Annotated in this window: 24 protein-coding genes; 19 read left to right on the top strand and 5 right to left on the bottom strand. The window is 72.6% G+C overall.

All coding sequences use genetic code 11. From position 1 onward, the window contains the following. The first annotated feature begins 26 nt into the window (after positions 1-26). The 14 genes from ACESMR_RS06740 to ACESMR_RS06675 all read left to right on the top strand — a co-directional run bounded on the left by ACESMR_RS06740 (position 27) and on the right by ACESMR_RS06675 (position 12,500). Positions 27-1,274 (top strand): succinylglutamate desuccinylase/aspartoacylase family protein, encoded by a 1,248-nt coding sequence (locus ACESMR_RS06740; protein ID WP_373046177.1) that lies wholly within the window; start codon positions 27-29, stop codon positions 1,272-1,274. A 202-nt stretch (positions 1,275-1,476) separates the two neighbouring features. Next, positions 1,477-2,199 (top strand): PspA/IM30 family protein, encoded by a 723-nt coding sequence (locus ACESMR_RS06735; RefSeq protein ID WP_373046175.1) that lies wholly within the window; start codon positions 1,477-1,479, stop codon positions 2,197-2,199. A 35-nt stretch (positions 2,200-2,234) separates the two neighbouring features. After that, entirely contained in the window at positions 2,235-3,215 is a 981-nt protein-coding gene (locus ACESMR_RS06730) for a hypothetical protein (protein WP_373046174.1), read from the top strand. Beyond that, complete coding sequence (locus tag ACESMR_RS06725) at positions 3,215-4,021, top strand: hypothetical protein (protein ID WP_373046173.1); 807 nt, start codon at positions 3,215-3,217, stop codon at positions 4,019-4,021. Before ACESMR_RS06730 ends, ACESMR_RS06725 begins: the two co-directional genes overlap by 1 nt. A gap of 96 nt (positions 4,022-4,117) precedes the next feature. Next, positions 4,118-4,558, top strand: coding sequence for a hypothetical protein (locus ACESMR_RS06720; protein WP_373046171.1), 441 nt, complete (start codon positions 4,118-4,120; stop codon positions 4,556-4,558). Positions 4,559-4,738: 180 nt separating this feature from the next. Next, positions 4,739-4,939, top strand: coding sequence for a cold-shock protein (locus tag ACESMR_RS06715; RefSeq protein ID WP_373046170.1), 201 nt, complete (start codon positions 4,739-4,741; stop codon positions 4,937-4,939). Between the two features lie 115 nt (positions 4,940-5,054). Beyond that, positions 5,055-5,534 carry an RNA recognition motif domain-containing protein gene (locus ACESMR_RS06710; protein WP_373046168.1) on the top strand — a complete coding sequence of 160 codons (480 nt, stop codon included), beginning with the start codon at positions 5,055-5,057 and terminating at the stop codon, positions 5,532-5,534. A gap of 162 nt (positions 5,535-5,696) precedes the next feature. Continuing rightward, on the top strand, positions 5,697-6,878 hold the full coding sequence (locus ACESMR_RS06705) for a metallophosphoesterase (RefSeq protein ID WP_373046167.1): 1,182 nt from the start codon (positions 5,697-5,699) through the stop codon (positions 6,876-6,878). Between the two features lie 197 nt (positions 6,879-7,075). Next, a complete protein-coding gene (locus tag ACESMR_RS06700) occupies positions 7,076-8,731 on the top strand; it encodes a hypothetical protein (protein ID WP_373046166.1) in 1,656 nt (551 codons plus the stop codon). After that, complete coding sequence (locus ACESMR_RS06695; protein ID WP_373046164.1) at positions 8,728-9,432, top strand: ABC transporter ATP-binding protein; 705 nt, start codon at positions 8,728-8,730, stop codon at positions 9,430-9,432. Before ACESMR_RS06700 ends, ACESMR_RS06695 begins: the two co-directional genes overlap by 4 nt. After that, a complete protein-coding gene (locus ACESMR_RS06690) occupies positions 9,429-10,715 on the top strand; it encodes an ABC transporter permease (RefSeq protein ID WP_373046163.1) in 1,287 nt (428 codons plus the stop codon). Before ACESMR_RS06695 ends, ACESMR_RS06690 begins: the two co-directional genes overlap by 4 nt. 186 nt (positions 10,716-10,901) lie before the next feature. Further along, positions 10,902-11,684 carry a bis(5'-nucleosyl)-tetraphosphatase gene (locus ACESMR_RS06685; RefSeq protein ID WP_373046162.1) on the top strand — a complete coding sequence of 261 codons (783 nt, stop codon included), beginning with the start codon at positions 10,902-10,904 and terminating at the stop codon, positions 11,682-11,684. A gap of 48 nt (positions 11,685-11,732) precedes the next feature. Further along, positions 11,733-12,191, top strand: coding sequence for a hypothetical protein (locus tag ACESMR_RS06680; RefSeq protein ID WP_373046161.1), 459 nt, complete (start codon positions 11,733-11,735; stop codon positions 12,189-12,191). Positions 12,192-12,209: 18 nt separating this feature from the next. After that, complete coding sequence (locus tag ACESMR_RS06675; RefSeq protein WP_373046160.1) at positions 12,210-12,500, top strand: hypothetical protein; 291 nt, start codon at positions 12,210-12,212, stop codon at positions 12,498-12,500. Positions 12,501-12,510: 10 nt separating this feature from the next. Here ACESMR_RS06675 and ACESMR_RS06670 read toward each other — a convergent pair whose 3' ends face one another. Continuing rightward, a complete protein-coding gene (locus ACESMR_RS06670; protein WP_373046158.1) occupies positions 12,511-14,112 on the bottom strand; it encodes a lytic transglycosylase domain-containing protein in 1,602 nt (533 codons plus the stop codon). Next, positions 14,112-15,629 carry a multiheme c-type cytochrome gene (locus ACESMR_RS06665; protein ID WP_373046157.1) on the bottom strand — a complete coding sequence of 506 codons (1,518 nt, stop codon included), beginning with the start codon at positions 15,627-15,629 and terminating at the stop codon, positions 14,112-14,114. The genes ACESMR_RS06670 and ACESMR_RS06665 overlap by 1 nt, the downstream gene beginning before the upstream one ends. A 189-nt stretch (positions 15,630-15,818) precedes the next feature. Here ACESMR_RS06665 and ACESMR_RS06660 point away from each other — a divergent pair, with 189 nt between their 5' ends. Continuing rightward, positions 15,819-16,286, top strand: a complete 468-nt coding sequence (locus ACESMR_RS06660) for a helix-turn-helix domain-containing protein (protein WP_373046155.1) — start codon at positions 15,819-15,821, stop codon at positions 16,284-16,286. After that, entirely contained in the window at positions 16,283-17,089 is an 807-nt protein-coding gene (locus ACESMR_RS06655; protein WP_373046154.1) for a ZIP family metal transporter, read from the top strand. The genes ACESMR_RS06660 and ACESMR_RS06655 overlap by 4 nt, the downstream gene beginning before the upstream one ends. A gap of 7 nt (positions 17,090-17,096) precedes the next feature. Here the strand turns inward: ACESMR_RS06655 and ACESMR_RS06650 are convergent, their stop codons facing one another. Continuing rightward, entirely contained in the window at positions 17,097-17,897 is an 801-nt protein-coding gene (locus tag ACESMR_RS06650) for an SDR family NAD(P)-dependent oxidoreductase (protein ID WP_373046152.1), read from the bottom strand. Positions 17,898-17,928: 31 nt separating this feature from the next. Here ACESMR_RS06650 and ACESMR_RS06645 point away from each other — a divergent pair, with 31 nt between their 5' ends. Continuing rightward, positions 17,929-20,499, top strand: a complete 2,571-nt coding sequence (locus ACESMR_RS06645) for an ATP-binding protein (protein WP_373046151.1) — start codon at positions 17,929-17,931, stop codon at positions 20,497-20,499. Positions 20,500-20,616: 117 nt separating this feature from the next. Here the strand turns inward: ACESMR_RS06645 and ACESMR_RS06640 are convergent, their stop codons facing one another. Further along, the gene (locus tag ACESMR_RS06640) at positions 20,617-21,147 is read right to left on the bottom strand and encodes a hypothetical protein (protein WP_373046149.1); all 531 of its coding nucleotides are present in this window, start codon (positions 21,145-21,147) and stop codon (positions 20,617-20,619) included. A 53-nt stretch (positions 21,148-21,200) separates the two neighbouring features. After that, the gene (locus ACESMR_RS06635; protein WP_373046147.1) at positions 21,201-22,373 is read right to left on the bottom strand and encodes a zinc-dependent alcohol dehydrogenase; all 1,173 of its coding nucleotides are present in this window, start codon (positions 22,371-22,373) and stop codon (positions 21,201-21,203) included. Positions 22,374-22,552: 179 nt separating this feature from the next. Between ACESMR_RS06635 and ACESMR_RS06630 the strand changes: the two genes are divergently transcribed. Both ACESMR_RS06630 and ACESMR_RS06625 read left to right on the top strand, forming a co-directional pair. After that, the gene (locus ACESMR_RS06630) at positions 22,553-23,836 is read left to right on the top strand and encodes an AAA family ATPase (protein WP_373046146.1); all 1,284 of its coding nucleotides are present in this window, start codon (positions 22,553-22,555) and stop codon (positions 23,834-23,836) included. A 58-nt stretch (positions 23,837-23,894) separates the two neighbouring features. Beyond that, entirely contained in the window at positions 23,895-26,513 is a 2,619-nt protein-coding gene (locus tag ACESMR_RS06625; RefSeq protein WP_373046144.1) for a phosphoenolpyruvate carboxylase, read from the top strand. The last annotated feature ends 29 nt before the right edge of the window (positions 26,514-26,542 follow it).

Genomic DNA, 26,542 nt, shown 5'->3' with positions numbered 1-26,542 from the left:
GCCGGAGCCTCTGTTATGGTGCCGCCGTGTCGCGAACCAGGACTCTTCTCGCATCCCTGATCCTCGCCCTCCCGCTCACCGCCGTCGCCCAGACGGCGGGCGCGCCGGGCGCTTCGTCCCAGCCCGCAGCCCCGGCGAAGGTGCCCGAGGCGCCGGCTGGGGCACCTGCGCCGCAGGCCCTCGAGCCGGGCAAGACCCTGCCAGTGGTGGAGACGCCGCCGGTCCCCGGCCCGGCGCTGCCGGACGGGATCGCCATCCCGCCTGCGGGCCCGCCGCCGTGGGGCCCGATGGAGCTCCTCGGCGAGCTCGTGCCCCCGGGCGAGGTCCGCGAGCTCGCCCTGCGCAGCAGCGAGTCCTTCGCCGGCGCCGGCATCGACATCCCGGTGGTGGTGATCCGCGGCGAGAAGCCCGGACCCACCGTCTGCCTCACCGCCGGCGTCCATGGCGACGAGCTCAACGGCGTGGAGATCGTCCGGGAGATCCTCGACACCACCAGGGCCCGGGGCATGGCGGGGACCGTCGTCGGCGTCCCCATCGTCAACATCCACGGCTTCCAGACCAGCTCGCGCTACCTGCCGGATCGCCGCGATCTCAACCGGGCCTTCCCCGGCCACCCCCGCGGCTCCTCCGCCTCGCGGATCGCCCACGCGCTCTTCGAGAACGTGATCCGCCGGTGCGACGCGCTCATCGACCTCCACACCGGCTCGTTCCACCGCTCGAACCTGCCGCAGATCCGCGCCGACCTGAAGGACGAGCGGATCGTCACCCTCGCCAAGGCCTTCGGCGCCACGGTGATCGTCCACAACCGCGGCGGCAAGGGCACCCTGCGCCGCGCCGCCTCCGAAGCGGGGATCCCGACGATCATCTACGAGGCCGGCGAGCCGATGCGCTTCCAGCGCCAGGAGATCAAGCGCGGGGTGATCGGCGTCCGCAACGTGCTCGCCCACATGGATCTGCAGAAGGGCGGCCGCGTCTCCCTGGGCGAGCAGCGGATCTTCTACGAGACCCGCTGGGTCCGCGCCGAGCGCGGCGGCATCCTCGTCAGCGACGTGCGCCTCGGCGACACGGTGCGCGAGGGCGACATCCTCGGCTCGATCACCGACCCGATCCGCAAGGAGAAGTCGGTGGTGATCTCACCCTTCCGCGGCAGGATCATCGGCCTCTCGCTGGCGCCGGTGATGCTGCCGGGCTACGCGGCCTTCCACATCGGGATCCCCGGCAGCAAGCCGATCGACAACGAGGATCCGGTGGAGCACGACGACCGGCCGGAGTAGGACCAGCCCGCCCGACGCGACGCCGCCTTCGCCTCGAGACGAGGCAAAAGGCGGCGTCGTCGTTCCTGCAGGGCCACTTCTGCTAGTTGCCCAACCCTGTGAACCGGATCCGCCTGGTGTGCGTAGGGTCCCTTGCTTGTCCGGCCGGCGGCCCGGGGCCTACGGTCGTTCTCTTTCGGCAACCCCCAGGAGAGCCCACCCGATGTGGACCCGATTCAAGCGCGCCGTCCGTTCCTTCGTCGGCTTCTTCGTCAGCTCGGTGGAGGACCCCGAGCTGATCCTCCAGCAGAACGTCCGCGACATGAACGACCAGGTCCCGCGGATGAACGAGAACATCGCGATGGTCCGGGCCAACGTGACGCTCCTCGAGAAGGAGAACGGCAAGTTCCGGAGCGAGCTGGTCGACCTCACCGCGAAGATCAAGGCGGCGATCAACGCCAACCGCGACGACCTCGCCGGCGGCTACGCGATCCAGCTCCAGAGCCTGCAGGGCCACCTCGCCCGCAACGAGGCGCAGCTCGAGGGCGCCCGGGCGGCCTACGACAAGGCGGTGCAGCTCAAGAAGGTCTTCCTCGCGGAGAAGGAGAAGAAGACCCGCGAGGCGATGCAGGCGATCCGCGATCACCGCCGGGCGCAGTGGCAGTCGAAGGTGGCCGATGCCCTCGAGTCCTTCCAGGTGGCGGGGATCGACCAGACCCACGACGAGATGATCCGCAAGATCGAGGAGCGCACCGCCTTCAACGAGGCGCGGATGCAGATGGCCCTCGAGGCGGTGGACGGCACCACCGTGCAGATCGAGGAGGAGGCCCAGAAGATCCGCGCGCAGGAGCTGGTGCAGCGCTTCAAGCAGGAGATGGGCGTCATCGACACGGTCGATGCGCAGGCGATCCCGCTTCCTGCCCGCAGCCTCGAGCGCAAGAGCTGAAGTCGGCTCCCACGTGGGAAGGAAGGCGGTAGGCCATGGCGGTGAAGCTGGGGCCCGGGGGCAGGGGCCTGCTGGTGCTCGGCGGGATCGCGCTCCTCGTCGCAGGCGCCGCGCGGGCGGGCTGGTTGCCGGGCGATCTCTCGTGGACGCTCCGCCAGCCCGAGGTGCAGGCGCCGGCGCGCGCGGTCCACCTCTGGCACCAGGCAGAGGCGCCGTGTGAGGCGCCGCCGCGGATCGCCGTGCCGCCCCGGGCGGCGGCGCTGCGCCTCGCTGGCGGGGTGCGGGTGGTGCCGGTCCCCCACGGTGCAGCGGCGCTCGCCTTCCTCGCCCGCGGCGAGGTGGACGGCGCCGTCGCCTCGGTGGCGGAGATCGCCGGGGCCTGGCCCCTCGCCGAAGGCGCCCGCATCGATCGCGTCCTCGGCGGCGGCAGGGATCTGGTGGTGGTGGCAGCGACGAAGATGGAGGCGGCGGCGCTGGGGGATCGCGCGGTCGCAGCGCCCGCCGGGAGCGCGGAGGCCTTCCTCGCCAGGGCGGCGACAGGCGCGGCGGTGCAGGAGGTCGAGGGAGCGCGCCAGGCCCTTGGGCAGCTCGGCGCCGGGCGTGCAGCGGCTGCAGCGCTGCCGCGCTGGCAGCTCGGTCCTGCGGGGCCGGTGGGGAGCCCGCTGCCGGTGGCGACCCGGGTGCCGATCGATCCGGTGGTGCTGGTGACCGCAGCCGGTGCGGCGTGCAGCCCGGTGGACGAGAACGAGGCGGCGCTCCGCGCGCTCCTCGCCGAGCATTTCGGCGAGCTGCCGGCTTCGGATGCGCCGCCGGCAGCTGCGGAATTGGTGATGGCCTGGGCCGCCGCACGGCAGGGAAGGGCAGCGCTGCCGCCCCTCGAGCTGGTGGTGGCGCCCGCGCTCGCGGCGCGGATCTGGGGCGGCCCGCCCGCGCCGCCCGCGGTCGAGGTGATCCGCCCGGCGTCCCACGTCGGCGGAGGCGAAGAGCCGGCGGCCCTGCCGGCGGAGGCCCGTTGATGCGCAGGCAGATGAGCTACCTCGGCGCGGCGCTACGCCACCGGACCAGCTTCTGGATCCTCGGCGGCGGCGCGGTCACCGCCATGGCCACCGGCAGCGACGTGCCCCTGCTCCTCGCCGGCGGGGTGGAGCTGGTCTTCCTCGGCGCCATCACCGGCAACGCCCGCTTCCAGCAGGCGGTCGACGCCCGCGAAGCGAAGAAGCAGGCGAAGCTGCGCAGCCGCCAGAACGAAAAGCTCCTCGCGGAGCTCGCGCCCAACCAGCGGGAGCATTTCCTCGGCCTGCAGGCGCTGGCCTCCAGGATCCAGGAGAATTTCGGCAGGCTGGACGCTGGCGGCGAGGCGATCGCCGCCCAGTCGCGGCTGCGAATCGACGCGCTCCTGCAGTCCTTCCTCCGGCTGCTGCTCACCCTGAACGACCACCGCCGCTACCTGGGCGGGACCGATCGCCAGCTGCTCGAGCGCGAGCTCCGCGAATTGCAGGTCGATCTCGCCGGCGGCGCCGCGCCGCCAGCGGTCCGCGAGATCAAGGAGCGCCGGGTCGCCATCCTCGGCAAGCGGCTGGAGCGCTTCGAGAAGGCGCAGGAGAGCCGCGAGGTGATCGCCCACCAGCTCGCCTCGATCGAGGACCTGCTCCGGCTCCTCCACGAGCAGTCGATCACCCTGCGGGATCCCGCGGGCGTCACCCACCAGCTCGACGCGCTGGCGATCGAGGTGGAGGAGGCGGAGAGCACGGTGCGCGAGCTGGATCGCCTCCTCGCCTTCGACCTCGAGCTCCGCGCCCTCGGCCAGCGCGAGGCGAGCTGACGCGGGACGTCCACCAGCGCGCGGGGCGTCCGAGCGGGTGGGGGCCCGGCCCCGCCGCGCTGCCTATCGTTTCCTCCACGAGCGGGGAGGGCGGCAATGCGGCGGATCGATTGGCGCTTGCTCCTGGGGGTGGCCCTTCCCGCCACCTTCCTCGGCCTGCGTTACCTCACCTTGCGCTGGGAGCGCGCGGGCGATCTGCCGCCGCTCTACGGCTTCCCGCTCCCCTGGGTCTGGTGGAACGGAGCGATCTCCCGCTCGTTCGCCATCGACCCGATGGCGCTGGCCATCGACGCCTGTGTCTACCTCGCTGCCTGCCTGGCGCTGGCGCTCCTGCTCGGCCACTTCCTCCCGGCAGGGCCGGGGCCGGTGCGCTGGCTGCGGCGCCTGGGGCGCTGGACCCTCGGGGGGCTCGCTGCGGCAGCCCTCGTCTTCGAGGTGCTGGTGCCGGCCTCCCGGGGGATGTACGAGGTGGCCACCACCCCCCGGGATCCCCCCGTGGGCAGGCGCCTCTGGATCGGCCCGATTGCCGCCTGGTGAATGGTCGGTGGACCGTCCCGGGGGGCGAATCGACCGGTGCCGCTTGCCAACGCGCGAAAAGCGGTCCACTTTGCGCGCGCGGGGCAAAGTTCGAGTGTGACTTGAATGACCCTGTGTTGGCCGGCACGGCGCTGGCCATCGTTCGACGGGCGGGCAGCCGCCGCAGATAGAAGAGAAAGAATGGCACAGGGTACGGTGAAGTGGTTCAACGACGCGAAGGGCTTCGGCTTCATCGCGCAGGATGGCGGTGACGACGTTTTCGTTCATCACACCGCCATCGTGTCCGAGGGTTTCCGGTCGCTGGCCGAGGGTGAGCGCGTCGAGTTCGACGTGCAGAACGGCGCCAAGGGCCTCCAGGCGGCGAACGTCCGCCGGATCTGATTTCAGACTTCGCGCCGATTTTTCCCAGCGCGTCCGTTGTTCCAACTTCATGCGCAGCCGGCAGCAGCCGGGGCGCAGAGAGCGTCCATGGGGACGTTCTCGAAAGGCAAGTTCAGTGGGTACCAAGCTTTACGTTGGCAATCTCAGCTTCAACACCACCGAGGACACCCTCCGCGCCGCCTTCGGCTCGGACGGTCGCCAGGTGGAGGACGTCGCCGTGATCACCGATCGCGTCACCGGCCAGCCCCGCGGCTTCGCGTTCGTGACCATGGCCTCGGATTCCGACGCCCAGGCCGCCATCGCGGCGTGGGACGGGCAGGATCTCGACGGTCGTCCCCTCCGCGTCAACGAGGCGCAGGAGCGTCCCCCCCGTAGCGGTGGCTTCGGCGGCGGTGGCCGTGGCGGCGGCTTCGGCGGTGGCGGCTACGGCGGCGGTGGCGGCGGCGGCTTCGGCGGTGGTGGCGGCGGCTTCGGCGGCGGCGGCTACGGCGGTGGCGGTGGCGGCCGTGGCGGCGCCGGCGGCGGTGGCCGTGGCGGCCGTGGCGGCGGCCGTGGTGGTCGTGGCGGCGGCGGTGGTGGCTACGGCGACTACTAATCGCTTCGAGATTGCCCCTGGGTCCGGACGGGCCTAGCGGATGATCGAGACGAACGAGGGCGTGGGCTTTTGCAGCCTCCGCCCTCGTTTGCGTTCCTGCGCGCGACGTGCCGGAAGCCCGGGGTGGCGTTCCGCCCGCGTCCCGGTTAGCAAAGGCGTCCCATGCAGCGCGCACTCTCCTTCCTCGGCTTCTTCGGGGTCGCCACCCTCGTCGTGGTCGGCCTCCACTGGTACCTCTGGTCGCGCCTCGTCCGGGCGCCGGGCTGGCCCGCCCCCTGGTCGAAGGTCGGCACCTGGGCCCTCGTCTTCCTCGCCGTCCTCCTGCCGGTGGCGATGCCCCTCTCCCGGGCGCTGCCGCGGGATTGGGCAGGTCCCATCGCCGGCGCCGCCTACGCGTGGATGGGCCTCGGCTTCCTCCTCGTGGTGAGCGCCTTCCTCGCCGACCTCGCCAGCTGGATCGGCAGCGGCGCCCTGGCCCTGTGGGCCTCGCGGCAGAGCGAGGGCGCCACCGATCCGGTGCGCCGCGAGCTCCTCTCCCGCGGCGCCGCCGGCGTGGCCTCGGTGGCTGCGGTGGGCTTCGGCGGCGCGGCGCTCCGCGGCGGCCTCGGCGAGGTGGAGGTGAAGGAGGTGCCCGTCCGGCTCGAGCGCCTGCCGCGGGCCCTCTCTGGCTTCAGCCTGGTGCAGCTCACGGACGTGCACGTCGGCCCCACCATCGGCAGGCGCTTCGTCGAGCAGATCGTCGAGAAGGCCAACGCCCAGCGTCCGGACGCGGTGGTGATCACCGGCGACCTCGTCGACGGCAGCGTGGCGGAGCTGGCGCGGCACGTGGAGCCGCTGGCCCGGCTGCGCGCCCGCCACGGCGTCTACTTCTGCCTCGGCAACCACGAGTACTACTCGGGGGCGGCGCCCTGGATCGAGCACCTGCGTTCGCTGGGGATCCGGGTGCTGCGCAACGAGCGGGTGGTGGTGGGCGACGCTGCCGCCTCCTTCGACCTCGCCGGCGTGGACGACTACAAGGCGGGCCGCTTCGGCCACGAGCCGGACCTCGCCGCGGCGGTCGCAGGCCGCGATCCCGAGCGGGAGCTCGTCCTCCTCGCCCACCAGCCCGCGGAGATCGAGCGGGCTGCCCGCCATGCGGTCGGCCTGCAGCTCTCCGGCCACACCCACGGCGGCCAGATCCGGCCCTTCGACAACCTGGTGAAGCTGGCCCAGCCCTACGTGCGCGGCCTCCACCGCCACGGCCCCCACACCCAGATCTACGTGAGCTGCGGCACCGGCTATTGGGGCCCGCCGATGCGCCTCGGCGCGCCCGCCGAGGTGACGAAGGTCGTGCTCACGACCTGAGCGCAGCCGCGCGCTCCACCGCAAGGCAGGCGACGAGCGAGAGGCTGCTTGCCCGGCAGGTACCGCTCTGTTGGGATGGCGGGCCCGCTCCCCCTTCGGAAGGCAGCACGGCTGCCGGGCGTTGGGGGGCGGGTAGGCGGCTTGAAGCAGAAGCCGCCCCCGTCCGTCCCACCGGACGAACGCCGCAAGGAGCCCCCGTGATCGCGCGCAGACTCTCCCTCCTCGCCCTCGTCGTCGCCCTCCTGGCAGCCCTCGCCGGCTGCGGCGGCTGCAGGGACGAGGCGCCAGCAGCCCGCGAGGCGAGCCCGCTCGCCTTCCTGCCGCAAGAGCCACAGGGCGTGGTCCACGTCCCCGACCTGGCGAAGGTGGGCCAGACGGTGGCGCAGCTGGAGAAGACCCAGCTCGCCGAGCTGGCTGCTGCCTCCTATGGTGCGCGCAACACCGAGCAGATCCTCGGGCCGCTGGTCCGGCAGCTCGGCTTCGATCCGCGCAAGCCCGAGGGCTTCGCCGCCGCGGGGCTCGACGGCAAGCGTGGCCTCGCCGTGGCGCAGGACGAGGCGGGCGCGCAGCTCCTCGTCATCGGCGTCGCCGACGAGGCGAAATTCTCGGCGTACATGGCGGGCCTCGCGAAGAAGCTCGGCGCCACCGCTGCAGGCGAGACGAGCTGGCAGGCGCCCGTGCCGGAGGGCGCGCCGGCAGCGAAGCCCGTGCAGGTGAATACCTTCGCCGCCGCTGCAGGCGGCCCGGCCCGCGTCGCCTGGGCGCTCCGCGACGGCTACGCGGTGGTGGGCTCGGAGGCGGGCGCCGTCGACGCGGTGGGCCGCGCCCTCGCGCGCCCCTGGGAGAAGTCCCTCGCCAACAGCCCGGGCTACCGGAAGATGGCGGGCAAGCTGGGCGCCCGCGACCTCACCGTGTGGATGCCGCAGGGCATGAAGGTCGCCGGCCGCCGCGGCAGGCAATTCGAGAACGGCCTCGCCCTCGGCTTCTCCGCCAGCGCGAAGGGCGTCAACGCCAGGGCGCTCCTGCCCCGCGGCGCCCTGGAGCTCGCGGTGCTCGAGCCCGCAGGCAGGAGCGCCGGCGCCGAGCTGGTGAAGCTCCTCCCCGCAGACGACTTCCTCGCCGTCCGCCTCGGCGGCGAGCCGCAGGCGCTGCAGCCGGTGATCGAGGGGATGCTCCCCCGCGGCCTCTTCGTGCGGCTCCGCCGGGCGGGGATCGATCCCTCCACCGAGATCCTCGCCCAGCTCCAGCCGGGCATCGTGGTGGGCCTCGGCCTCAACCCCGACATCGATCTCTCCGGCGGCCTGCCGGTGGAGGCGTCGATCTCGGCGACCAACCCCTTCGAGTTCGTGAACACCACCATCTACGCAAAGGTGAAGGATCCGGCCCGCGCGGCGCAGGTCCTGGAGAAGCTCGCCGCGGGCGCCGAGCACTTCCGGATGAAGGTCACCACCGAGGAGCAGGGCGGCGCGAAGGTCTACCGGGCCACCTACGCCGCAGGCGAGGGGATGAGCTGGACGCTGCAGGGTGACACCCTGATCGCCACCGGCGGCAAGGGCGTGCTGCAGAAGGCCCGCGCCCGCCTCGCCGCGAAGGACCAGCCGATCTTCGAGGTGCGCGACCCCTCGGCGAAGCAGGTCTTCCAGGCCTCCGCCTCCGCTGCACACCTCGACATGCCACGGCTCACCAAGGCGCTGCGGGCGATCCCCGAGTCGGCGTACGGCATCGGCGGCTTCCGGATCAAGGCCGTGGTCGAGACCTGGGTGAACCTCCTCGACGAGGTGAAGGGCGTCACCGCCTCCTTCTCCGTGGACGACGAGGGGCTCGTCGTCGACGCGGACCTCGGGCTCAAATGATCCGGCTCGAGCAGATCACCAAGGCCTACGCGGACGGCGCTGCGCGCTTCGAGGTGTTGCGCGGCGTCTCGCTCACCGTCGAGGACGGCGACTTCCTCGCCATCGTCGGCGCCTCGGGCTCGGGCAAGAGCACCCTGCTCAACGTGATCGGCGGTCTCGATCGGGATCACGGCGGGCGGGCGGAGGTCTTCGGCCTCGAGCTGGGGCGGCTCTCCGACAAGGAGCTCGCCCGCTACCGCAACGAGCGGGTCGGCTTCGTCTTCCAGTCATTCAACCTCGTGCCGCCGCTCACCGCGCTCCAGAACGTGCTCCTGCCCAGCTACTTCGCCCCGGCGGAGGACGTGGACGCAGCCCGCACCCGGGCCCTCGCGGCGCTGGATCGCGTGGGCCTCGGCGGAAAGGCCCACCGGCTGCCGGCGCAGCTCTCCGGCGGCGAGCGGCAGCGGGTGGCCCTGGCCCGCGCGCTCTTCCGCAAGCCGCAGCTGGTCCTCGCCGACGAGCCCACCGGCTCGCTCGATCCCGAGACGGCAGCAGGCGTGATCGCGCTCCTGCGCGAGCTCAACGAGAAGGACGGCCTCACCCTGGTGGTGGTCACCCACGAGGAGAGGGTCTCGCGCGCGGCGCGGCGGATCGTCCGCCTCCGCGACGGCAGACTCCTCCCCGAGGCGAAAGCCGCCCCCTCGCTCACGGTGCACGCATGAAGCTCGGCAGGCTCGCGCAGCTCGTCCTCGTCAACCTCCGCCGGGACAAGCGCGGCATGTTCCTCTCTGCCCTCGGCGTGGCGGCGGGGATCGGCGCGCTCGCCTTCTTCGTGGCGCTGGGCAGCGGCGTCGGCGAGGTGGTGCGCACCCGCGTCTTCCCCACCGACGCGCGCCTGGTGGAGGTGATCCCGCCGAAGGTCTCGGTGGGGCTCTTCGGCGGCGTGCACCTCGACGACGAGGCGGTGGAGCGGCTCCGGGCCCTGCCGCGGGTGGAGGCGGTGCACCGCAAGATGCAGCTCCGCATCCCCGCGGTCTCCCGCTACGACGGCGTCTTCTTCGGACAGCGGCTGCGCATGGGGCTGGAGATCCTCGGCGAGGGCGTCGATCCGGGCCTCGTCGCCCCCGATCTCGATCAGCCCGAGCGCTTCGTCGATCCTGGCGAGCAGGGGCCGGTGCCGGTGGTGATCTCGTCGCGGCTCCTCGAGATCTACAACAAGAGCTTCGCGAAGAACCGCGGCCTCCCGGCGCTGCAGGCCGGGATGCTGGGCGGCTTCCAATTCCCCGTCGCCTACGGCCGCTCCTACGTCACCGCCTCCGCTGCAGCGGGCAGCCAGGTGGTGCGCCGCGACGCGATGCTGGTGGGCGTCTCCGACCGGGCGATGCTCCAGGGGATCACGCTGCCCCTCGAGGCGGCGCGCCGCCTCAACGCGCACTTCGGCGAGGACGCCGAGCGCTACTCCGCGGTGGTGCTCACCGCGAAGAGCCCCGACGCCGTGCCGGCGCTGGCGCAGGCGGTCCGGGAGATGGGCTTCGAGATCGACGACGGCGAGCGGGCCATCGCCGAGCGGGTCGGCGCAGCGGTGGCGATCACCACCGCCGCCCTGGCGCTCCTCTCGCTCCTCATCTGCGCCCTCGCCGCGGTGAACATCGCCCTCACCCTGGGCGCCTCGATCCGCAACCGCTCCCGCGAGATCGGCATCCTCCGCGCGGTGGGCGCCACCTCCCGCGACGTGGCGCTGCTGGTGGTGGGCGAGGCAGCGGTGGTGGGCCTCCTCGGCGGCACGATCGGGGCGGCGCTGGCGCTGGCCGCGGGCCGGGTGGTGGACGCCGCGGCGCGCTCCTTCCTGCCCGAGTTCCCCTTCAAGCCGGAGAGCTTCTTCCTCTTCCCGCCCTGGCTCCTCGCCGGGGCGGTGGCCCTCGGGATCGTCGCGGCGCTCCTCGGGGCCTATCCGCCCGCCCGCGGGGCGGCGCGGCTCGATCCCGCCCGGGCGATCGGCGCCTGAAGGCGGTAGGGAGGCAGGACCCGTAAGGGTCCTGCACCGCCGTTCGCTGCAGCCATGGCCATGCTTGCTGACCGGGAGCGCGCGCGAGGGTACGATGGTGGCAAGTGGGCCGCCGTCCCCGTCACGCAAGGGACGCCCGGCGCCGTACAGGCGCCCCGCGACCGGCCCCAAGACTGGCGGTTTGCCGTGCTGCGCGAGAAGTCCTGCGGGATCGTCCCGTTTCGTGAGGTCGATGGCGAAATCCTCTACCTCGTGATCTCTTCGGCGGTGACCAAGCGGGAGCATTGGGAGTTCCCGAAGGGCGGCGTCGAGGAGGGGGAGCGCGAGATCGAGACCGCGCTCCGCGAGCTCTGGGAGGAGACCGGGGTCAAGGAAGTGCGCGTGCTCCCCGGCTACCGCGAGCCGATCCGCTACATCTACCGGCGCCCCGAGGGGCTCGTCTCCAAGCAGGTGGTCTACTTCATCGCGCGGGTGGCGAACCCGGCGGTGAAGCTGCGCGAGGTCGAGGCGAAGGACTACCGCTGGGCCAACTACGAGGAGGCGCGCAAGCTCCTCCGTCACGCCAACGCCCGGGCGCTCCTCGAGCGCTGCCACGCCTTCATCACCGGCAGGCCCCTCCCCGCGGCGAAGCGGACGCAGCCCCAGCAGCAGCGCGCGCAGGGGGCAGGGCGTCCCGCCGACCTCGAGGGGCAGCGGCGCAGGGGGGGGGGCAGACGGCGCAGGCGCGAGGGCGAGTCGCAGCGCCCGGGGCCCGAGCAGCAGCAGCAGCCCCAGCCGGTGGAGGCACAGGCCGCTGGTTCGGCACAGCCCCCGCCGCAGCGGGAGGCGCGGCCTCCGGCTCCCGAGGAAGCAGGCCAGCGCCCCACGCAGCGCAGGCGCAGGCGCCGCCGCAGGGGCGGCAGGCGGCAGGAGCGCGGCGGGCAGCAGCAGCGCCCCGCCGGCAGCAACGGGCCTCCCAAGGAGCCGTAGGGCTGAACCCGGCTGGCGGCACCCGGCGCAGGTGGCCAGCTTGCAGCGATGCGAAGCCTCGCGCTCCGGGCCATCGGGCATCTCTGGGCGGCGCCGCTCACCGTGGCGGGGCTGGTGGTGGCGGGCCTGGGCGGCGGCAGGCCGGTGCGGATCCACGACGGCGCCATCGACGTGGTGGCGCCAGGCAGCGGCCCCCTCGCCCTCTTCTTCCGCGCCGCCGGCGTGAACGCCTATACGTGGGGCGCGACCATCGTCTACCGGGATCGGACGCTCCTCGGCGAGCCACCGCTCCTCGCCCACGAGCGGGCCCACGTGCGCCAATGCCTCCTCCTCGGACCGCTGGTGATCGCCGCCTACCCGGCGGCCTCTCTCTGGCAGCTGCTGCGCGGGGGCAGGGCCTACCGCGACAACTGGTTCGAGCGGGACGCCCGCAGGGCCGAGGCGACGCAGGTTGCCGGGCAGGGCGGCGGGCAGGCCGTTCGCGGCACCGGTGCGCATCGATCGTGATCGGAGGAGGAAGGATCGATGGAGCAGGTCGACACCAGCCTGGTGCACGAGGGCATGCGCGTCCGGAACCCGGACGGCGAGAAGATCGGCCACGTGGTCGCCGTCGAGGGCGCCTACGTGCGGATCAAGCAGGGCTGGCTGCTGCCGGACGAGATCTACGCCCGGTCGGACGACATCGTCGCGGTGCGGGACGGGGACCTGATCCTCGAGCTCCGCGGCACGATCCCCGGCGAGTACGCGGACGGGCGCAACGAGGGCTCGCGCGGCAAGGACGTGGCCGAGCGCAACGAGGACACCCGGCTGCTGTGATCCTGCCGGGTCAGCGCACCCGGAGCTTCTGGCCCACCCGCACCTTGCGCACGTCGCGGATGCCGTTGAGGCGCTTGAGCTGGTCCACGCTCACGCCGTAGCGGAGCGCCACGTGGCCGAGGGTCTCGCCGGCCTGGAGTACGTGGTGCTTGCCGCCGCCCGTGGCGCCGGTGATCCGCTTGCCGGCGGAGGAGGCGCGCACGTGGCGCGTCCCGGCGCTGCGCGGCGTGGCGCTCGGCGGCACGGGGATGATCAGCTCCTGGCCGATCCGCAGCGCCCGGGGATTCTTGATCCCGTTGGTGCGCATCACGTTCTCGACCGTGGTGTCGAAGGCGATGGCGATCGCGCCCAGCGTGTCGCCGGGCCGCACCTTGTAGCCGCGGAAGGTGAGCCGCTCGGTGGGCTTCACCGCGGCGAAGTGGGTGGCGAAGGACTCGCTGGTGCCCACCGGCAGGCGCAGCTCGTAGGGCTTGCCGCCGGGGGAAACGGGCGGGGTGGCCCACCTGCGCAGCTCGGGGTTGAGCTCCCGGATCTGCTCCACCGTCACGCCGGCGCAGCGCGCGATCACGGCGAGGTCGGTGGCATCGGGAAGCTCCACCGTCTCCCACGCGAGCGGCGCCTGGAGCGCGAGATCGTCGAAGCCGAAGAGCTCGGGGTGCTTGGCGATGAGCGCGGCGGCGATGAGCTTGGGGACGTATTGCCGCGTCTCCTTGGGCCAGCCGCCTTCGGCCGCGGCGATCGCCCAGAAATCCTTCGTGCCGAAGCGCTCGACCGCCTTCTTCACCCGGCCCGGCCCGGCGTTGTAGCCGGCCCAGGCGAGATACCAATCGCCCCACGCCTCGTGGAGCCGCTTGAGGAAGCGGGCGGCGGCCCGGGTCGACTTCACCGGATCCTGCCGCTCGTCCACCCAGAAGTCGTTGCGCAGCCCGTACATGTCGCCGGTGCCGGGGATGAACTGCCAGGGGCCGACCGCCGCTGCCCAGGAGCGCGCCTGCATCGAGAAGCCGCTCTCGATCATCGAGAGGTAGACGAGATCCTCGGGGACGCCGTGCTCCCGGAGGATGGCGCGGAAGAGCGGCACGTAGCGCCCCGAGCGCTCGATCCAGCGCCCGAACCAGCCGCGCCCGGGGCCCTGGAAGAAGGCGAGGTATTCGGCGACCGCGTCGTTGTACTCGACGGGGATGTCGAAGCGGGTCGCCACCGATTCGACGGGGAAGGGGAGCTCGCCGGCCAGCGCCCGGGCAGGCGCCGCGTCCGCTGCCTCGAGCACCGCGGGCCATTCGCTGGCGTCGAGATCGAGGGAGCCGCGGATCCTGCTGCGCCAGGGATTGGCGGGGCCGAGGAGGCGCATCGCCCGGTCGAGGTCGAGGAGGTTGTTGCGGGAGAGGGCCGCTGCCTCGACGGCGCGGAGCGCCTCCATCTCGTCGTCCGGAGCGAGGGCGTCGTCCGCCGGCGCGTCGTCGCCGACCGGGTCGTCTGCCGCAGCTTCGTCCGCTGCAACTGCCGGCGCAGGCAGCTCGGCACCGGCGCCCAGCGGGGCGAGGGCGATCAGGGCTGCGACGAGGCCGGCGCCTCCGTGCCCGCAGGCCCGCCGAAGGAAGGTCCCGTCCATCACTTCGCCTTCTCGCCGTGGCCCGGCCCGACGATCTTCTGCAGGTAGGTTCCGTAGTCGAACGCCGTCGAGTTCTCGGGGGTGTGGCAGCTCTTGCAGGTCTGCTCGCCCACCTGCGCCGGGAGCTTCACCTGCGTCGGCGCCGCTGCGTGGAGCGACCCGGGGCCATGGCAGGACTCACAGGTGACGTCCTTGCGGCCCTCGACCCGGGCCACGTCGCAGGCGCCGCCCGGCCTCTCCCAGCCGGTGACGTGGCAGGAGATGCAGTTGAGATCGTATTGCTTTCCGATCGTCTCCAACGTCTCGAAGGCGTGGGCGTGCCCGGTCCCCTTCCAGAAGGCCTGCGCCGCCGCGTGGCAGCCCACGCACGCCTCTCCCCCCACGTAGACGGCCTCGCCCTGCGCCGGCTCCGGGCAGGCCCTGGGATGGGCCTGCGCGTACGCGAGGTTCGCCGCAGCCACGTCGCGATCGTAGGAGGCGAGGATCTCCTTCACGGCGTGATCACCGGCGCGATCCTCGGTCACCGGGACGAATTGCCAGGCGAGGTAGCTGCCGGTGGCTGGCGGCTGCACCTTCTCCTCGGCGAGGGCGCGGCGCCGCTCGCGCAGCTCGCGGATCTTCATCTCGAAGGGCGCCCGGTCCGCGTCCGGCGGCAGCGCGGCGATGCGGCTCTCGTAGGAGCGGATCCGCTCGCCGAAACCGGCGATCTCCTTCTCCCGCTCCGCCGGGTTGCCGGCGATCTGCAGCGGACCTTCGCCCCGCAGCAGGAGCTCGATGGCGAGAAGGCTCTGGCCCCGGGCCATGGTGAAGAAGACCGGCAGCTCGGCCTGCACCATGCGGGCCTCCTCGCCGTCGGCGATCCGGTCGATGTGGCTGCCGACGACGAAGTCGGCGCCCGCCTGCTTCGCTGCACCGGAGAGGCCGAGCACCTGCTGCCGCGGCGCGTGGATCAGCGCAGCCACCACCTCGGCCCCCTGCTTGCGGGCCTGCGCCACCCCTGCGGCGAGGGCCGCCGGCGCGCCTGCGCCGTGGAGCGCGTCCACCGGCACCAGGCCGAGGCGCACGCCGCCTGCTTCGAGCACCCGCGGGCCGCCGAGGAGCTTCTGCGCGGGCATCGCCTCGACGGGAAAGACGGTGTCGCGCTCGAAGCGCGCCTTGGCGTCCACGCCCATCGACACCAGGGCCTGCGCCACCGCCTCGGCCCTGCGGCGCGCCTGCGGCTCGTCCCGCTCCTCGTATTCCGTCGCGTCGAAGAAGGCGTCGCCTGCGTCCACGAGCAGCGTCGGCCCCTCGGCTCGCTGCTGCCGCACCCAGGTGGCGGCGCGGTCGAGGCCGCCGAGCATGTCCGCGGAGCAGCCGCACGGCTCGAGCTGGCCCCAGATGTCGGCGGTGAAGATCACGGTGGCCTGCTCGGCCTCCGGCTTCCCCTCGGCACGTGCGGGGGCCTCGGATTTCGAGACGCAGGCGAGGCTGAGGGCGCCGGCGAGGCCGGCCAAGATGGCGGTACGTGGACGCATGGATACCTGGCCTCCGGCCCGCGCGGGAACGCCACGGCTGCCGGGGGCATTCCCGAATAGCCGCTCGCTCGGCAGCCGCGCAAGCCCCGCGGCCACGAAGATGCAAGGGAGTTGCATCTAGGGGGGCTCGCGGGCAGGATGCGCCGCCCGTCCGCACCGGCGCGGGCGGGATGTGCGGCGAGGCTTTTCTTGCGGGCGCTCCTGCGGGCAGATCGAGCGGACGACGAGCTTGCGCGTGCGCTGGCCCGGGCGGGGCTCTACGTGGAGCGGCTCGCCGAGGGCGAGGCGGCGGCGCGGCTCGCCAGGGGCGACGTGGCCGTGGTCGATCCCCGCCTCCTCGCAGCGGCGGCGCCCGCCTCGCTTCCTCCGGCGCAGCGCGCCACCCGGAAATCCCTCGAAGCGCTCTGCTACGAGAAGCTCGCCGACCTCCTCGAGCGCCTGGGCGAGCAGCGCCTCCCTGCGCTCTACGACACGGTGCTGGCGCAGATGGAGCGGGCGCTGCTGCGGCTCTCGCTGGAGCGCACCACCGCCGTCTCGGCCGCAGCCGACTACCTCGGGATCCACCGCAACACGCTGGCCCGGCGCCTCGAGGCGCTCGGCCTCCGCGAGCGCGTCGCCCGCACCAGGCCCGCCGCAACGGCAGGAAAGCGCAGATGACCCCGGCGATCCTCCTCTCGCTCTACGTGGTCGGCATCACCGGCGGGTCGCTCGTCGGCGCCGCGATCCCGGTGGTCTTCCCCGCGATCCGCTCCCGCACCAACCAGCTCCTCTCGTTCTCCGCCGGCGTGATGCTCGGCGCCGCCTTCTTCCACATGCTGCCCGAGGCGCTGCACGAAGGCGGGCTGCCCTCCCTCTCCTGGACGCTGGGCGGCTTCCTCTTCCTCTTCCTGCTCGAGCGCTACGTGCTCGTGCATTGGTGCAAGGAGGAGGAGGCGCAGGGCTGCGAGGTCCACGGCCTCCACGCCCACGAGGAGGGCGCTGCCCACGGCCACGATCACGCACCCCACGGCACCGTGGGCGTCGCCGCCTTCGTGGGGATGTCCCTCCACACCCTCGCCGACGGCTTCGCCCTGGGGACGGCGATCGAGATCGGCGTGGGAACCAGCGTCTTCCTCGCCATCCTCTTCCACAAGCTGCCCTCGTCCTTCTCGCTGGCGGCGATCCTGCTCCACGAGCGCTACGCCGCGCGGCGCGCCCTGCTCCTGACCGGGCTCTTCACCCTGATGCTCCCGCTCGGCGCCACGCTCTACTTCGTCCTCTCCCAGCGCTTCGATCACGAGCGCTTCGGCGCCGCGGCCCTCGCCTTCTCGGCGGGGACCTTCCTCCACCTCGCGGTGGCGGACCTCATCCCCGATCTCCACCGCCACAAGGCGCAGCGCCTCTCGCTCTCGCTCGCCCTCCTCGCGGGAATCGGCGTGATGTGGGCGCTGTCTGCCTTCGGCCCCGCCCACGCTCACTGACCGCGGCTCAGTGGCCGCCGCTCACCCGCCGCCGGAACCAGCCGGAGGTCCGGGTGATCCAGCTGCGGGGCAGAAGGCGCGGCGCTGCTGCCGCCGCCCGGTTGGCGAGGCCCGGCACCACCACCGGCACCCCGCGGTCGAGGCCGTGCAGGGCGGCCTCCGCCACCTGATCGGGAGAGAGGACGCCGAGGCCGCCGGCGGGCAGATCGGAGCCCGCCACCGCCTGGAATTCGGTGCCCACGCCGCCCGGGCACAGGGCGAGGACCCGGACGCCGTCGTGGCGGCTCTCCTCCCAGAGTGCCTCGGAGAGGGTGAGCACGTAGGCCTTGCTCGCAGCGTAGACCGCGAAGCCCGGCACCGGCAGGAAGCCCACCACCGAGCCCAGGTTGATCACGCCGCCCGCCCCCCGCGCGCGCATCGGGGGCAGCGCCCTGCCGCAGAGCTCGGTCAGGGCGAGGTCGTTGACCCGCACCATCTCCAGCTGGCGTTCCAGGGGGGACTCGTCGAAGCGCCCCTGCAGGCCGAAGCCCGCGTCGTTGACGAGCAGGTGGATCTCCCTGCCGGCGCTCGCCCGCTCCCAGAGCAGGCGAGGGGCCGCCGGCTCGGCGAGATCACAGGGGAGGGGGATCGCCTCGATCCCATGGGCCGCGGAGAGCTCCGCCGCGAGCGCCTCGAGCCGCTCCGCCCGCCGCGCGGCGAGGAGCAGGTGCATCCCCCGGGTGGCGAGCGCCCAGGCGAAGGCAGCACCGATCCCGGAGGAGGCGCCCGTCACCAGCGCCCAGCGGTTTTCGTAGCGAAACGGGTCCATCCCATGCCCTCCCATGCCTAGATTCCCAGCTATGGCGATCGCCTCGGCGCCGATGCCACCCGACCTCGCACGGCGACTTGCCGCCTTCCTGCGTCGGGAACGCGACGGCATCATCCAGGATTGGGAAGCTGCCGTCCGCAAGCGTGGCGATGGGCGGGATCTCTCGCCGAGCGCGCTCCGCGACCATCTGCCCCAGCTCCTCGACCAGCTGGCGGCCCTCGCCGATCCCGATCGCTTGGCGGGGGAGAATCCCTTCGCCGCCATCCACGCCCTGCAGCGGCTCGACCTCGGCTTCGACCTCGCGACGGTGGTCGAGGAGTACGGGACCCTCCGCCAGGCGGTGCTCGCCCGGTGGTCCTCCGACGGAGGCAGCGGCTTCGCGATCCCCCTCCTCCACGAGGTGCTCGACGCCGCCATCGCCACCGCGGTGGATCGCTACACCGAGACCCGCCACCGGACCCTGGTGGCGCTCGGTCGCATCTCCGCCGCAGCGCTGGAGACACCCGACCTGGACACCTACCTCCAGCAGCTCATCGAGGTGCTGCTCCGCGAGAACCCCGCCATCGACACGGTCGCGGTGCTGCTGGTGGAGCCCGACGGCATGTTGCGGGTCCGCGCCACGGTGGGCCTCGAGACGGACCTGGGCAGCTTCGCCGTCCAGCCGGGCGAGGGCTTCTCGGGCACGGTCGCTGCCAGCGCCCAGCCCCTCGAGCTCCGCGACGCCGCCCACGATCCGATGGTCCGGAGCGAGGCGCTCCGGGCCCGCGGCGCAAGGACGCTCTACGGCGTTCCGATGGTGCAGCAGGGCCAGGTGATCGGCGTCGCCCACATGAGCTCCTGCACGGCGAACGAGTTCTCCGACGAGGACAAGCTGCTCCTCCGGGCGATGGTGGAGCGCGCGTCCGCCGGCGTGGTGCAGCACCAGCTCCGTGCAGCCTTGCAGGCGCAGGGGCGCAACCTCGACGCGGAGCGCAGGCGGCTCTCGGTGATGCTCGATCTGCTCCCGGTGGGCCTGCTCGTGCTCGATCGCTTCGGCAGGCTCCAGGCGGTGAACCGCGCCTTCCGCGCGATCTGGGGCGAGGGCGCGCCGGTGGGCACCGGCCCCGAGGACGGGAGCTTCGACGACCGCGCCTGGTGGGCCGAGAGCGGGAGGCCGGTGGGCCCGACGGAGTGGGGCGCCCGCCGCGCCCTGGCCCGGGGCGAGGAGAGCCGGGACGAGACCATCGAGATCGTGGCCTTCGACGGCAGGCGCCGCACCATCCTCCACTCGGCTTCGCCGTTGCGGAGCGAGGACGGCGAGATCGTCGGGGCGATCGCCGCGATGATCGACATCACCGAGCGCAGGCGCGCCGAGGACGAGCGGGCGTTCCTCGCGGAGGCAGGCAGGCTCCTCGCCACCTCCCTCGACATCGACGAGAGCCTGCGGCAGCTGGCGGCCCTCGTGGTGCCGCGCTTCGCCGACGGCTGCGTCGTCGACCGGATCGAGCCGACGGGCAGGATGAACGAGGTGGCGCTCTTCCTCCACGATCCGGAGAAGCAGCGCCTGGCCGAGGACTTCGTCCGCGCCCGCGGCTGCGCGGACGGCGTCCGCGGCCAGGTCATCGGCGAGGGCAGGTCGATCCTCGTCCGCGAGGCCTTCCCCGACGGCATGGCCTCCCGCTTCACGCCGGAGGAGATCGAATTCGCCCGCGCGATAGGGCTCGTCTCCTCCGTCACCGTTCCGCTCCAGGCCCACGGCAGGACGGTCGGCATCCTCTCGCTTCTCTCGACCGAGAGTGGCCGCCAGTTCGAGGAGCGTGATCTCGCCCTCGCGCAGGAACTGGGCCTGCGCGTCGCGACCGCGGTGGAGAACGCGCAGCTCTATGCCGATGCGCAGGAGGCGATACGCGCCCGCGACGAGACCTGGGCAATCGCGAGCCACGAGCTCCGCAATCCCCTCGCCGCCTTGCGTCTGCAGGTCCGGGCCGCGGAGCGCCAGATCGAGAAGAATCCGGAGGCGCCGCTGCGCGACCTCGCGCCGCGGCTCGCTGCCGCCGAGCGCGGCGTGCAGCGCCTGATCCAGCTCACCTCGGACCTCCTCGATACCACCCGCGCGCAGGCCGGCCGCTTCGATCTCCGGGTCGAGCCCTTCGACCTCGCCGAGCTGGTGCGGGAGGTGGCCGACGCCCATGCCTACGAATCGGCGAGCGCGTCGGCACCGATCGAGCTCCGGCTCGAGGAGGGGCTGGTGGGATGTTTCGACCGGAGCCGCCTCGAGCAGGTGCTCACCAACCTCCTCGGCAACGCGATCAAATACGGCCCCGACGCGCCGATCGAGGTGCGCCTCCGCAGGGAAGGCGACGAGGCGGTGCTCGAGGTGGAGGATCGGGGCATGGGGATCCCGTCCGAGGACCTGGACCGGATCTTCACGCCCTTCGAGCGCACCCGCGCCAGCAGGCGGAAGAAGGGCGTGGGGCTCGGGCTCTACATCGTCCGCCGGATCGTCGAGTCCCACGGCGGCAGCATCTCGGTGCGCAGCGAGGTCGACAGGGGATCGACCTTCACCGTGCGGCTGCCGCTGGGCGCCTGCCCCGAGGAGGCGCCGGAGCAGCCCGCCGGCTGACGAGTCGGCGCCGCGATGTCGGAGCGCGCCAGGAACGAAAGAGGGCCGGGCGGGATGTAAGCCCGACCCCGGCCCAACGGACGCCGCCGGTAAGCGACGCCCGAACCTCGTCTTCGCCTAACGGTGTGCAGGCTGCCGGCTCCGCGCAACCCACGAAGCCTCCCGGGCGGTGCCCGGATCCCGGCGGTGGCGCGCGTGCTCCTTTCGCTCGCGCCGCACCCGCTTGTCGTCGCGGCCCAGCCGGCGCAGGAGGAAGAGCCCCGCAGCTGCGGCGCCGAGCGGCAGGAGCAGGCTCTTGCCGCCCTGCGTCTCGCCGCGATTGCCCAGGCTCCACTCCACCGCGTTCACCCGGTCCGCGAGCAGGAGGATCATCCAGTGGGTCGCCTTGTATTCCGGAATCCGGTAGGCGGCCTTGCGCATCATCCCGCTCACGCCGCTCGGCGGCTGGGTGGTGGCGAAGGCCGGGGGCAGCCTGTCGTATTGCTCGCCGAGGGTGATCTCGAGCCCTGCGGGGAGCTGCTGCCGCTCGGGCTCGTCCCACCAGGCGCCGCGCAATTTCCCCGGCTCGAGCTCGCGCGGGATGCCCGGCCGCTGCTCGGGCCTGGCGTCGGCCCCCCAGCCGAAGATCTCGGGATGTTCGCCGTTCATGTCGTCGCTCCTTCCCCTCGCGAGGCCCACGAGGCGCCGCGAGAACGCGAGAATCAATGGACCGTGGGGCTCGCCTCCATCCCGGGGACCAGCACGCATTTGATGCAGCCGTCCTTCTTGTCGCTGAAGATCTGGTAGGCGTAGGGCGCCTGCTCCAGCGGCAGGCGGTGGGTGATGATCCCCCTGGCGTCGATCCTGCCGGAGCGGATGTGCTCGAGCAGGTGCTGCTGGTAGCGATGCACGTTGCACTGGTTCATCCGCAGGGTGAGGCCCTTGTTCATGGCGGTGCCGATCGAGACGAGGTTGAAGGGCGGTCCGTAGACACCGATGATCGAGACCCTGCCGTTCTTGCGGACGGCGTCGATGCACCAGTTGATCACCACCGGATTGCCCGCCTGCAGCTTGAGGCCGAGGCCGATGAACTTCTGGACGGGATCGCCCACCGCCTCCATGCCGACGGCGTCGATGCAGGCGTCCGGGCCGCGCCCCGCGGTCTGATCGCGCAGCCAGCCGACCACGTCGTAGTTGCCGACCTCCTTGAAGTTCACCGTCTCGACCTTCGCGTAGCGGCGGGCGAAGTCGAGCCGGTAGTCGACGTGATCGACGACGATCACGCGACCTGCGCCCATCAGCCACGCCGACTTCGCGGCGAAGAGGCCCACCGGGCCGGCGCCGAAGATCGCCACGGTGTCGCCCGGCGAGATCTCCGCCATCTCGGCTGCCTGGTAGCCCGTGGGCAGGATGTCGCTGAGGAAGAGCACGTCCTCCTCGCTCATGTCGTCGGGGATGGGGAAGGGATTCACGTCGCCGAAGGGAACCCGGACGTACTCCGCCTGCCCGCCGTCGTAGCCGCCGGTGGTGTGCGAATAGCCGAAGACGCCGCAGGCCAGGTCGCTGTTCGGGTTGGTGTTCTCGCAGTTGGCGGAGAGCCCCCTGCTGCAGAAGTAGCAGCTGCCGCAGGCGATCGGGAAGGGAAGGACCACGCGCTCGCCGAGCCTGCGGTTGCGCACGCTGGGGCCCATCTCGATCACTTCGCCGGCGAATTCGTGGCCGAAGGTGTGGCCGGGCCTGCAGTCGGGCACGCCGCCGTGGAGCAGGTGCAGGTCCGAGCCGCAGATCGCCGTCCGCGTCACCTTGAGGATGATGTCGTTGGGATGTTCGATTTTCGGATCGGGCTTCCTGCCCACGGTCACGTGGAAGGGCCGCTCGTAGATCAACGCTCGCATGCTCTGGCCTCCGCTCTCTCGTCGCGTACTTCACTGGTGGAGACCGGACGGGCGGTTCGCAACGAACGCCGGCCGAGGGGGCAGGCCGGCAGGCGCAGAAAAGCCGGAATGCAACCGACGCTGCAGGCGTATGGCATGCTGGGATACCAGACCCCGTCCTCCATGGAGAGCTTCCGCCGGTGCGACTGCCCCTTCCCGAGCTTGCCCTCGTCCTCCTCGTCGGCCCCGCCGCCTCGGGCAAGTCCACCTTTGCCCGGCGCCATTTCGCGCCGACGGAGGTGGTCTCCTCCGACGAGTGCCGGGCGCTGGTGGCGGACGACGAGGGGGACCAGAGCGCCACCCGGGACGCCTTCGACGTCCTCCACGTCATCGTCGAGAAGCGGCTGCGCCGGGGCCGATTGACGGTGGTCGACGCGACCAACGTGCAGCCGGACGCCCGCCGTTCCCTCCTCGCCCTCGCCAGGCGGACCCACGTGCCTGCGGTGGCGGTGGTCTTCGACCTGCCGGCCGAGATCTGCATCGCCCGCGACGCGGCCCGTCCCAGGCGCGTGGGCGCCGAGGTGATCGAGAAGCACGTGGTCGATCTGCACCAGTCCCGGCACCTCGGCCGCGAGGGCTTCCGCCAGGTTCACAACCTCCGCTCGCCGGAGGGGGTCGATGGCGCCTCGATCGTGCGGGTGCCGCTGCCCAGCAACCGCAAGGGCGAGCAGGGTCCCTTCGATCTCGTCGGCGACGTGCACGGCTGCTTCGACGAGCTGCTGGCGCTCCTCCACGAGCTCGGTTGGCAGGTGGAGAGGCAGGAGGGCCGCTTCCGCCTGCACCACCCCGAGGGTCGCAAGCTCGTCTTCGTCGGCGATCTCGTCGACCGCGGACCGAAGATCGTCGAGGTGCTCCAGCTGGCGATGGACGCGGTGGCGGACGGCGTGGCCCTCTCCGTCACCGGCAACCACGAGGCCAAGCTCCTGCGCAAGCTCCACGGCAGGGACGTGCGGGTGAGCGGCGGGCTGGAGCAGACCCTGGAGCAGCTCGAGGCGGTGGAGCCCGCCTTCCTCGAGCGCCTGGTCTTCTTCCTCTCGACGCTGCCGCACCACTTCCAGCTCGACGAGGGCCGGCTGGTGGTGGCGCACGGCGGCCTCCCTGCCCGGATGCAGGGACGCGATTCGCCCAAGGTGCAGGCGGCGGCGCTCTACGGCGAGACCACCGGCAGGGTCGATGCGCAGGGCTATCCGGAGCGGCGCGATTGGGCCAGCGCCTACCGGGGCGACGCGCTGGTGGTCTACGGGCACACGCCGGTGGAGGAGCCGCGGGTGGTCTCCGGGACGGTGAATCTCGACACCGGTTGTGTCTTCGGCGGCAAGCTCACCGCGCTCCGCTATCCGGAAGGCGCGCTCGTCGCCGTGCCCGCTGCCCGGGCCTATGCCGAGCAGCGCAACGGGAGCGCCGTCGTTTCGGACGCCTGCTGAACGTTCCGTCGCTCCGGACGATTGCGGGAGCGCCACCGCGCCCCGACCTTCTCTCCCCATGGAGTCGTGGTTCGATCCGGAAGCCCCCACCCCGAGGCCCCGTGCCGCAAGGCACGAGCGCCTCCTCCTGCGCCTTCTCGACGAGATCCTCGCGGAGCGGGGCGAGGGGGCGTTGCGCGAGCACTTCCAGCACCTCCTGGCTGCAGGGCGCCTTCCCGCCGGATCGAGGCAGGCGACGCTGCGGGCGACGATCCACCGGCTCTCCACGAGCGAACTCGAGAAGCTGGTGCGCCTTCTCGGCCTCTCCCTGCAGCTGCTCAACGTCGCCGAGCGCAGCGATCTCGTGGTTCGGCTCGCCTCCAGCGGGATCCCCCGCCGTGCCTCGCTGGAGGAGACCTTCGCTGCGCTGCGCGAGCGCGGGCTCGATGCCGCCTCGACGCGGCGGCTCGTCGAGGCGCTGCGGCTCACCCTGGTTTTCACCGCCCACCCGACGCAGGCCACGCGGCGCAGCGAGCTGCGCAAGCTCTACCGGATTGCCTCGGTCCTCGAGGAGCAGGCGAGCTGCCGCCTCTCGGAGGAGGAACGCGCCCGCGGCACCGAAGCGATCCGCGGCGAGGTCCACGACCTCTGGCTCACCGACGAGGTCCGCGACCAGCGGCCCACCGTCGGGGACGAGGTGAAGTCGACGCTCTGGTACCTCGAGGACGTCTTCTGGACGCTGCCGCCCCGGCTCGCCTCGCGAATCGAGGAGGCTTTCGCCCGCGTCCACGGCGAGCCGCTCGGCTTCCACCCCGCGCCGCTGCTGCTCCACTCCTGGGTGGGCAGCGACATGGACGGCAACCCGCGGGTCACCGCCGAGGTCTTCGAGCAGACGCTGCGCACCCACCGCGATCGGCGCTTCGCGCTGCTCGAATCGGAGCTGCGGGAGCTGCGGCGCTCGCTCTCCCAATCCGCCGGACACCTCGACGTGCCCGGGCGCTTGCTGCGCTCGATCGAGGAGGACGCACGGCGCTTCGCCGGGCTCTCGCCGCTGGTGGTCGCCCACGCGCAGCGCGAGCCCTGGCGACGGAAGCTCGCCTGGATGGAGGCGCGGATCGTCGCCACCCGCCGCGATCGCGCCGAGGGCGCCTACGCGAGCTCCGCGGAGCTGGTCGCCGATCTCGACCTCGTCGCGTCGACGCTCGAGGAGGCGAAGGCGGGCGCCCACGCCGTGCGGGCGGTGCGCGAGCTCGAAGCCACCGTGCGCACGATGGGCTTCGCCATCGCCGAGTCGGAGGTCCGCGTGCCGGCGGAAGATGCCCGCGACGCGGTGGCCTTCCTCGCCCGGGGCGAGCCGCCGAGCGACGGGGCGCGGCGCCTGCTCGACGTGCTCCACCGCCTCGCGGCGCTGCAGGCGCAGGGTGGCGAGTTCGCCTGCCGCACCTTGATCCTCTCCATGGCCGCCTCCGCCCGAGACATCCGCGACGCCCTCGCCTGCGCCCGATCGGCGGGGCTCTGGGACGACGAGCGCGGCTGCGCCACCGTCGACGTGGTGCCGCTCTTCGAGACCGAGCAGGCGCTGGACGACGGCCCGGCGATCCTCGAAGAGCTCTTCGCCGACGAGGTCTACCGGCGGCACGTCGAACGGCGCGGGGTGCAGGAGGTGATGGTCGGCTACAGCGACTCCGCCAAGGAGGTGGGCTTCCTCGCTGCCAACGCTGCGCTGCGCCGGGCCCTGGAGCGGATGCCGCAGGTCGCGGCGCGGGCGGGGGTGCGCCTGCGTCTCTTCCACGGCAGGGGCCAGACGGTGGCCCGCGGCGGCGGTCCGGCATGGGAGGCGATCGTGGCGCAGCCGCCGGGCAGCGTCGCCGGCTGGTTCAAGCAGACCGAGCAGGGCGAGGCGCTCGACCAGCGTTTCGCCAGGCCGGTGCTGGCGCTGCGGATGGTGGAGACGCTCCTCGCCGGTGCGCTCCTCCACACCGCCGGGGCGGAGCGCCGCCCGGGACCCGACGAAGAGGCCCGCTGGATCGTCGCCTTCGACGGGATGGCGCAGGTCGCGCGGGAGGCATACCGCGGCCTCGTCTGGTCGACCCCGGCTTTCCTCGACTTCTTCCTCGCCGCCTCGCCCCTCGGCGAGATCGGCGAGCTGAACATCGGCTCGCGGCCTGCGAAGCGGAAGGCGGGGGGGCTGGAGACGCTGCGGGCGATCCCCTGGGTCTTCGCCTGGAACCAGAACCGGATCTCGCTCCCCGGCTGGTATGGCGTGGGTAGCGCCCTCGAACAGGTTGCGGCGCAGGCCGGCGGCCTCGACGAGCTGCGCGCGATGTACCGCGGCTGGCCCTTCTTCGGCCGGGTCCTCGACAACGCCGAGGCGGTCCTCGCCGGAACCGATTTCCGTGTCGCCGCTCGTTACGCGCGCCTCGCCTCGCCCGAGCTCCGGGAGGCGGTCTGGCCCCGGATCCGCGAGGAGCGGCGGCGCACGCTCCGTTGGCTGCGGGCGATCACCGGACGGCAGCGCCTCCTCGAGCACAAGCCCGAGCTGCGCCGCTCGCTCGTACGTCGCCGCCGCTTCGTGGAGCCGCTCTCCTGGATGCAGCTGGAGCTGCTGCGGCGCAAGCGGGCAGGGGAGCCGGGCTCCGACGCGGCGCTGCTCCTGTCGATCGGGGCGCTGGCCATCGGCCTCAAGGCCACCGGCTGAGGTTGGTGTCTTGCCCGCGCGGCCCCGCT

The sequence above is a fragment of the Vulgatibacter sp. genome (assembly GCF_041687135.1).
GTDB lineage: Bacteria > Myxococcota > Myxococcia > Myxococcales > Vulgatibacteraceae > JAWLCN01.
This window is presented reverse-complemented; position numbering and strand designations above follow the sequence as displayed.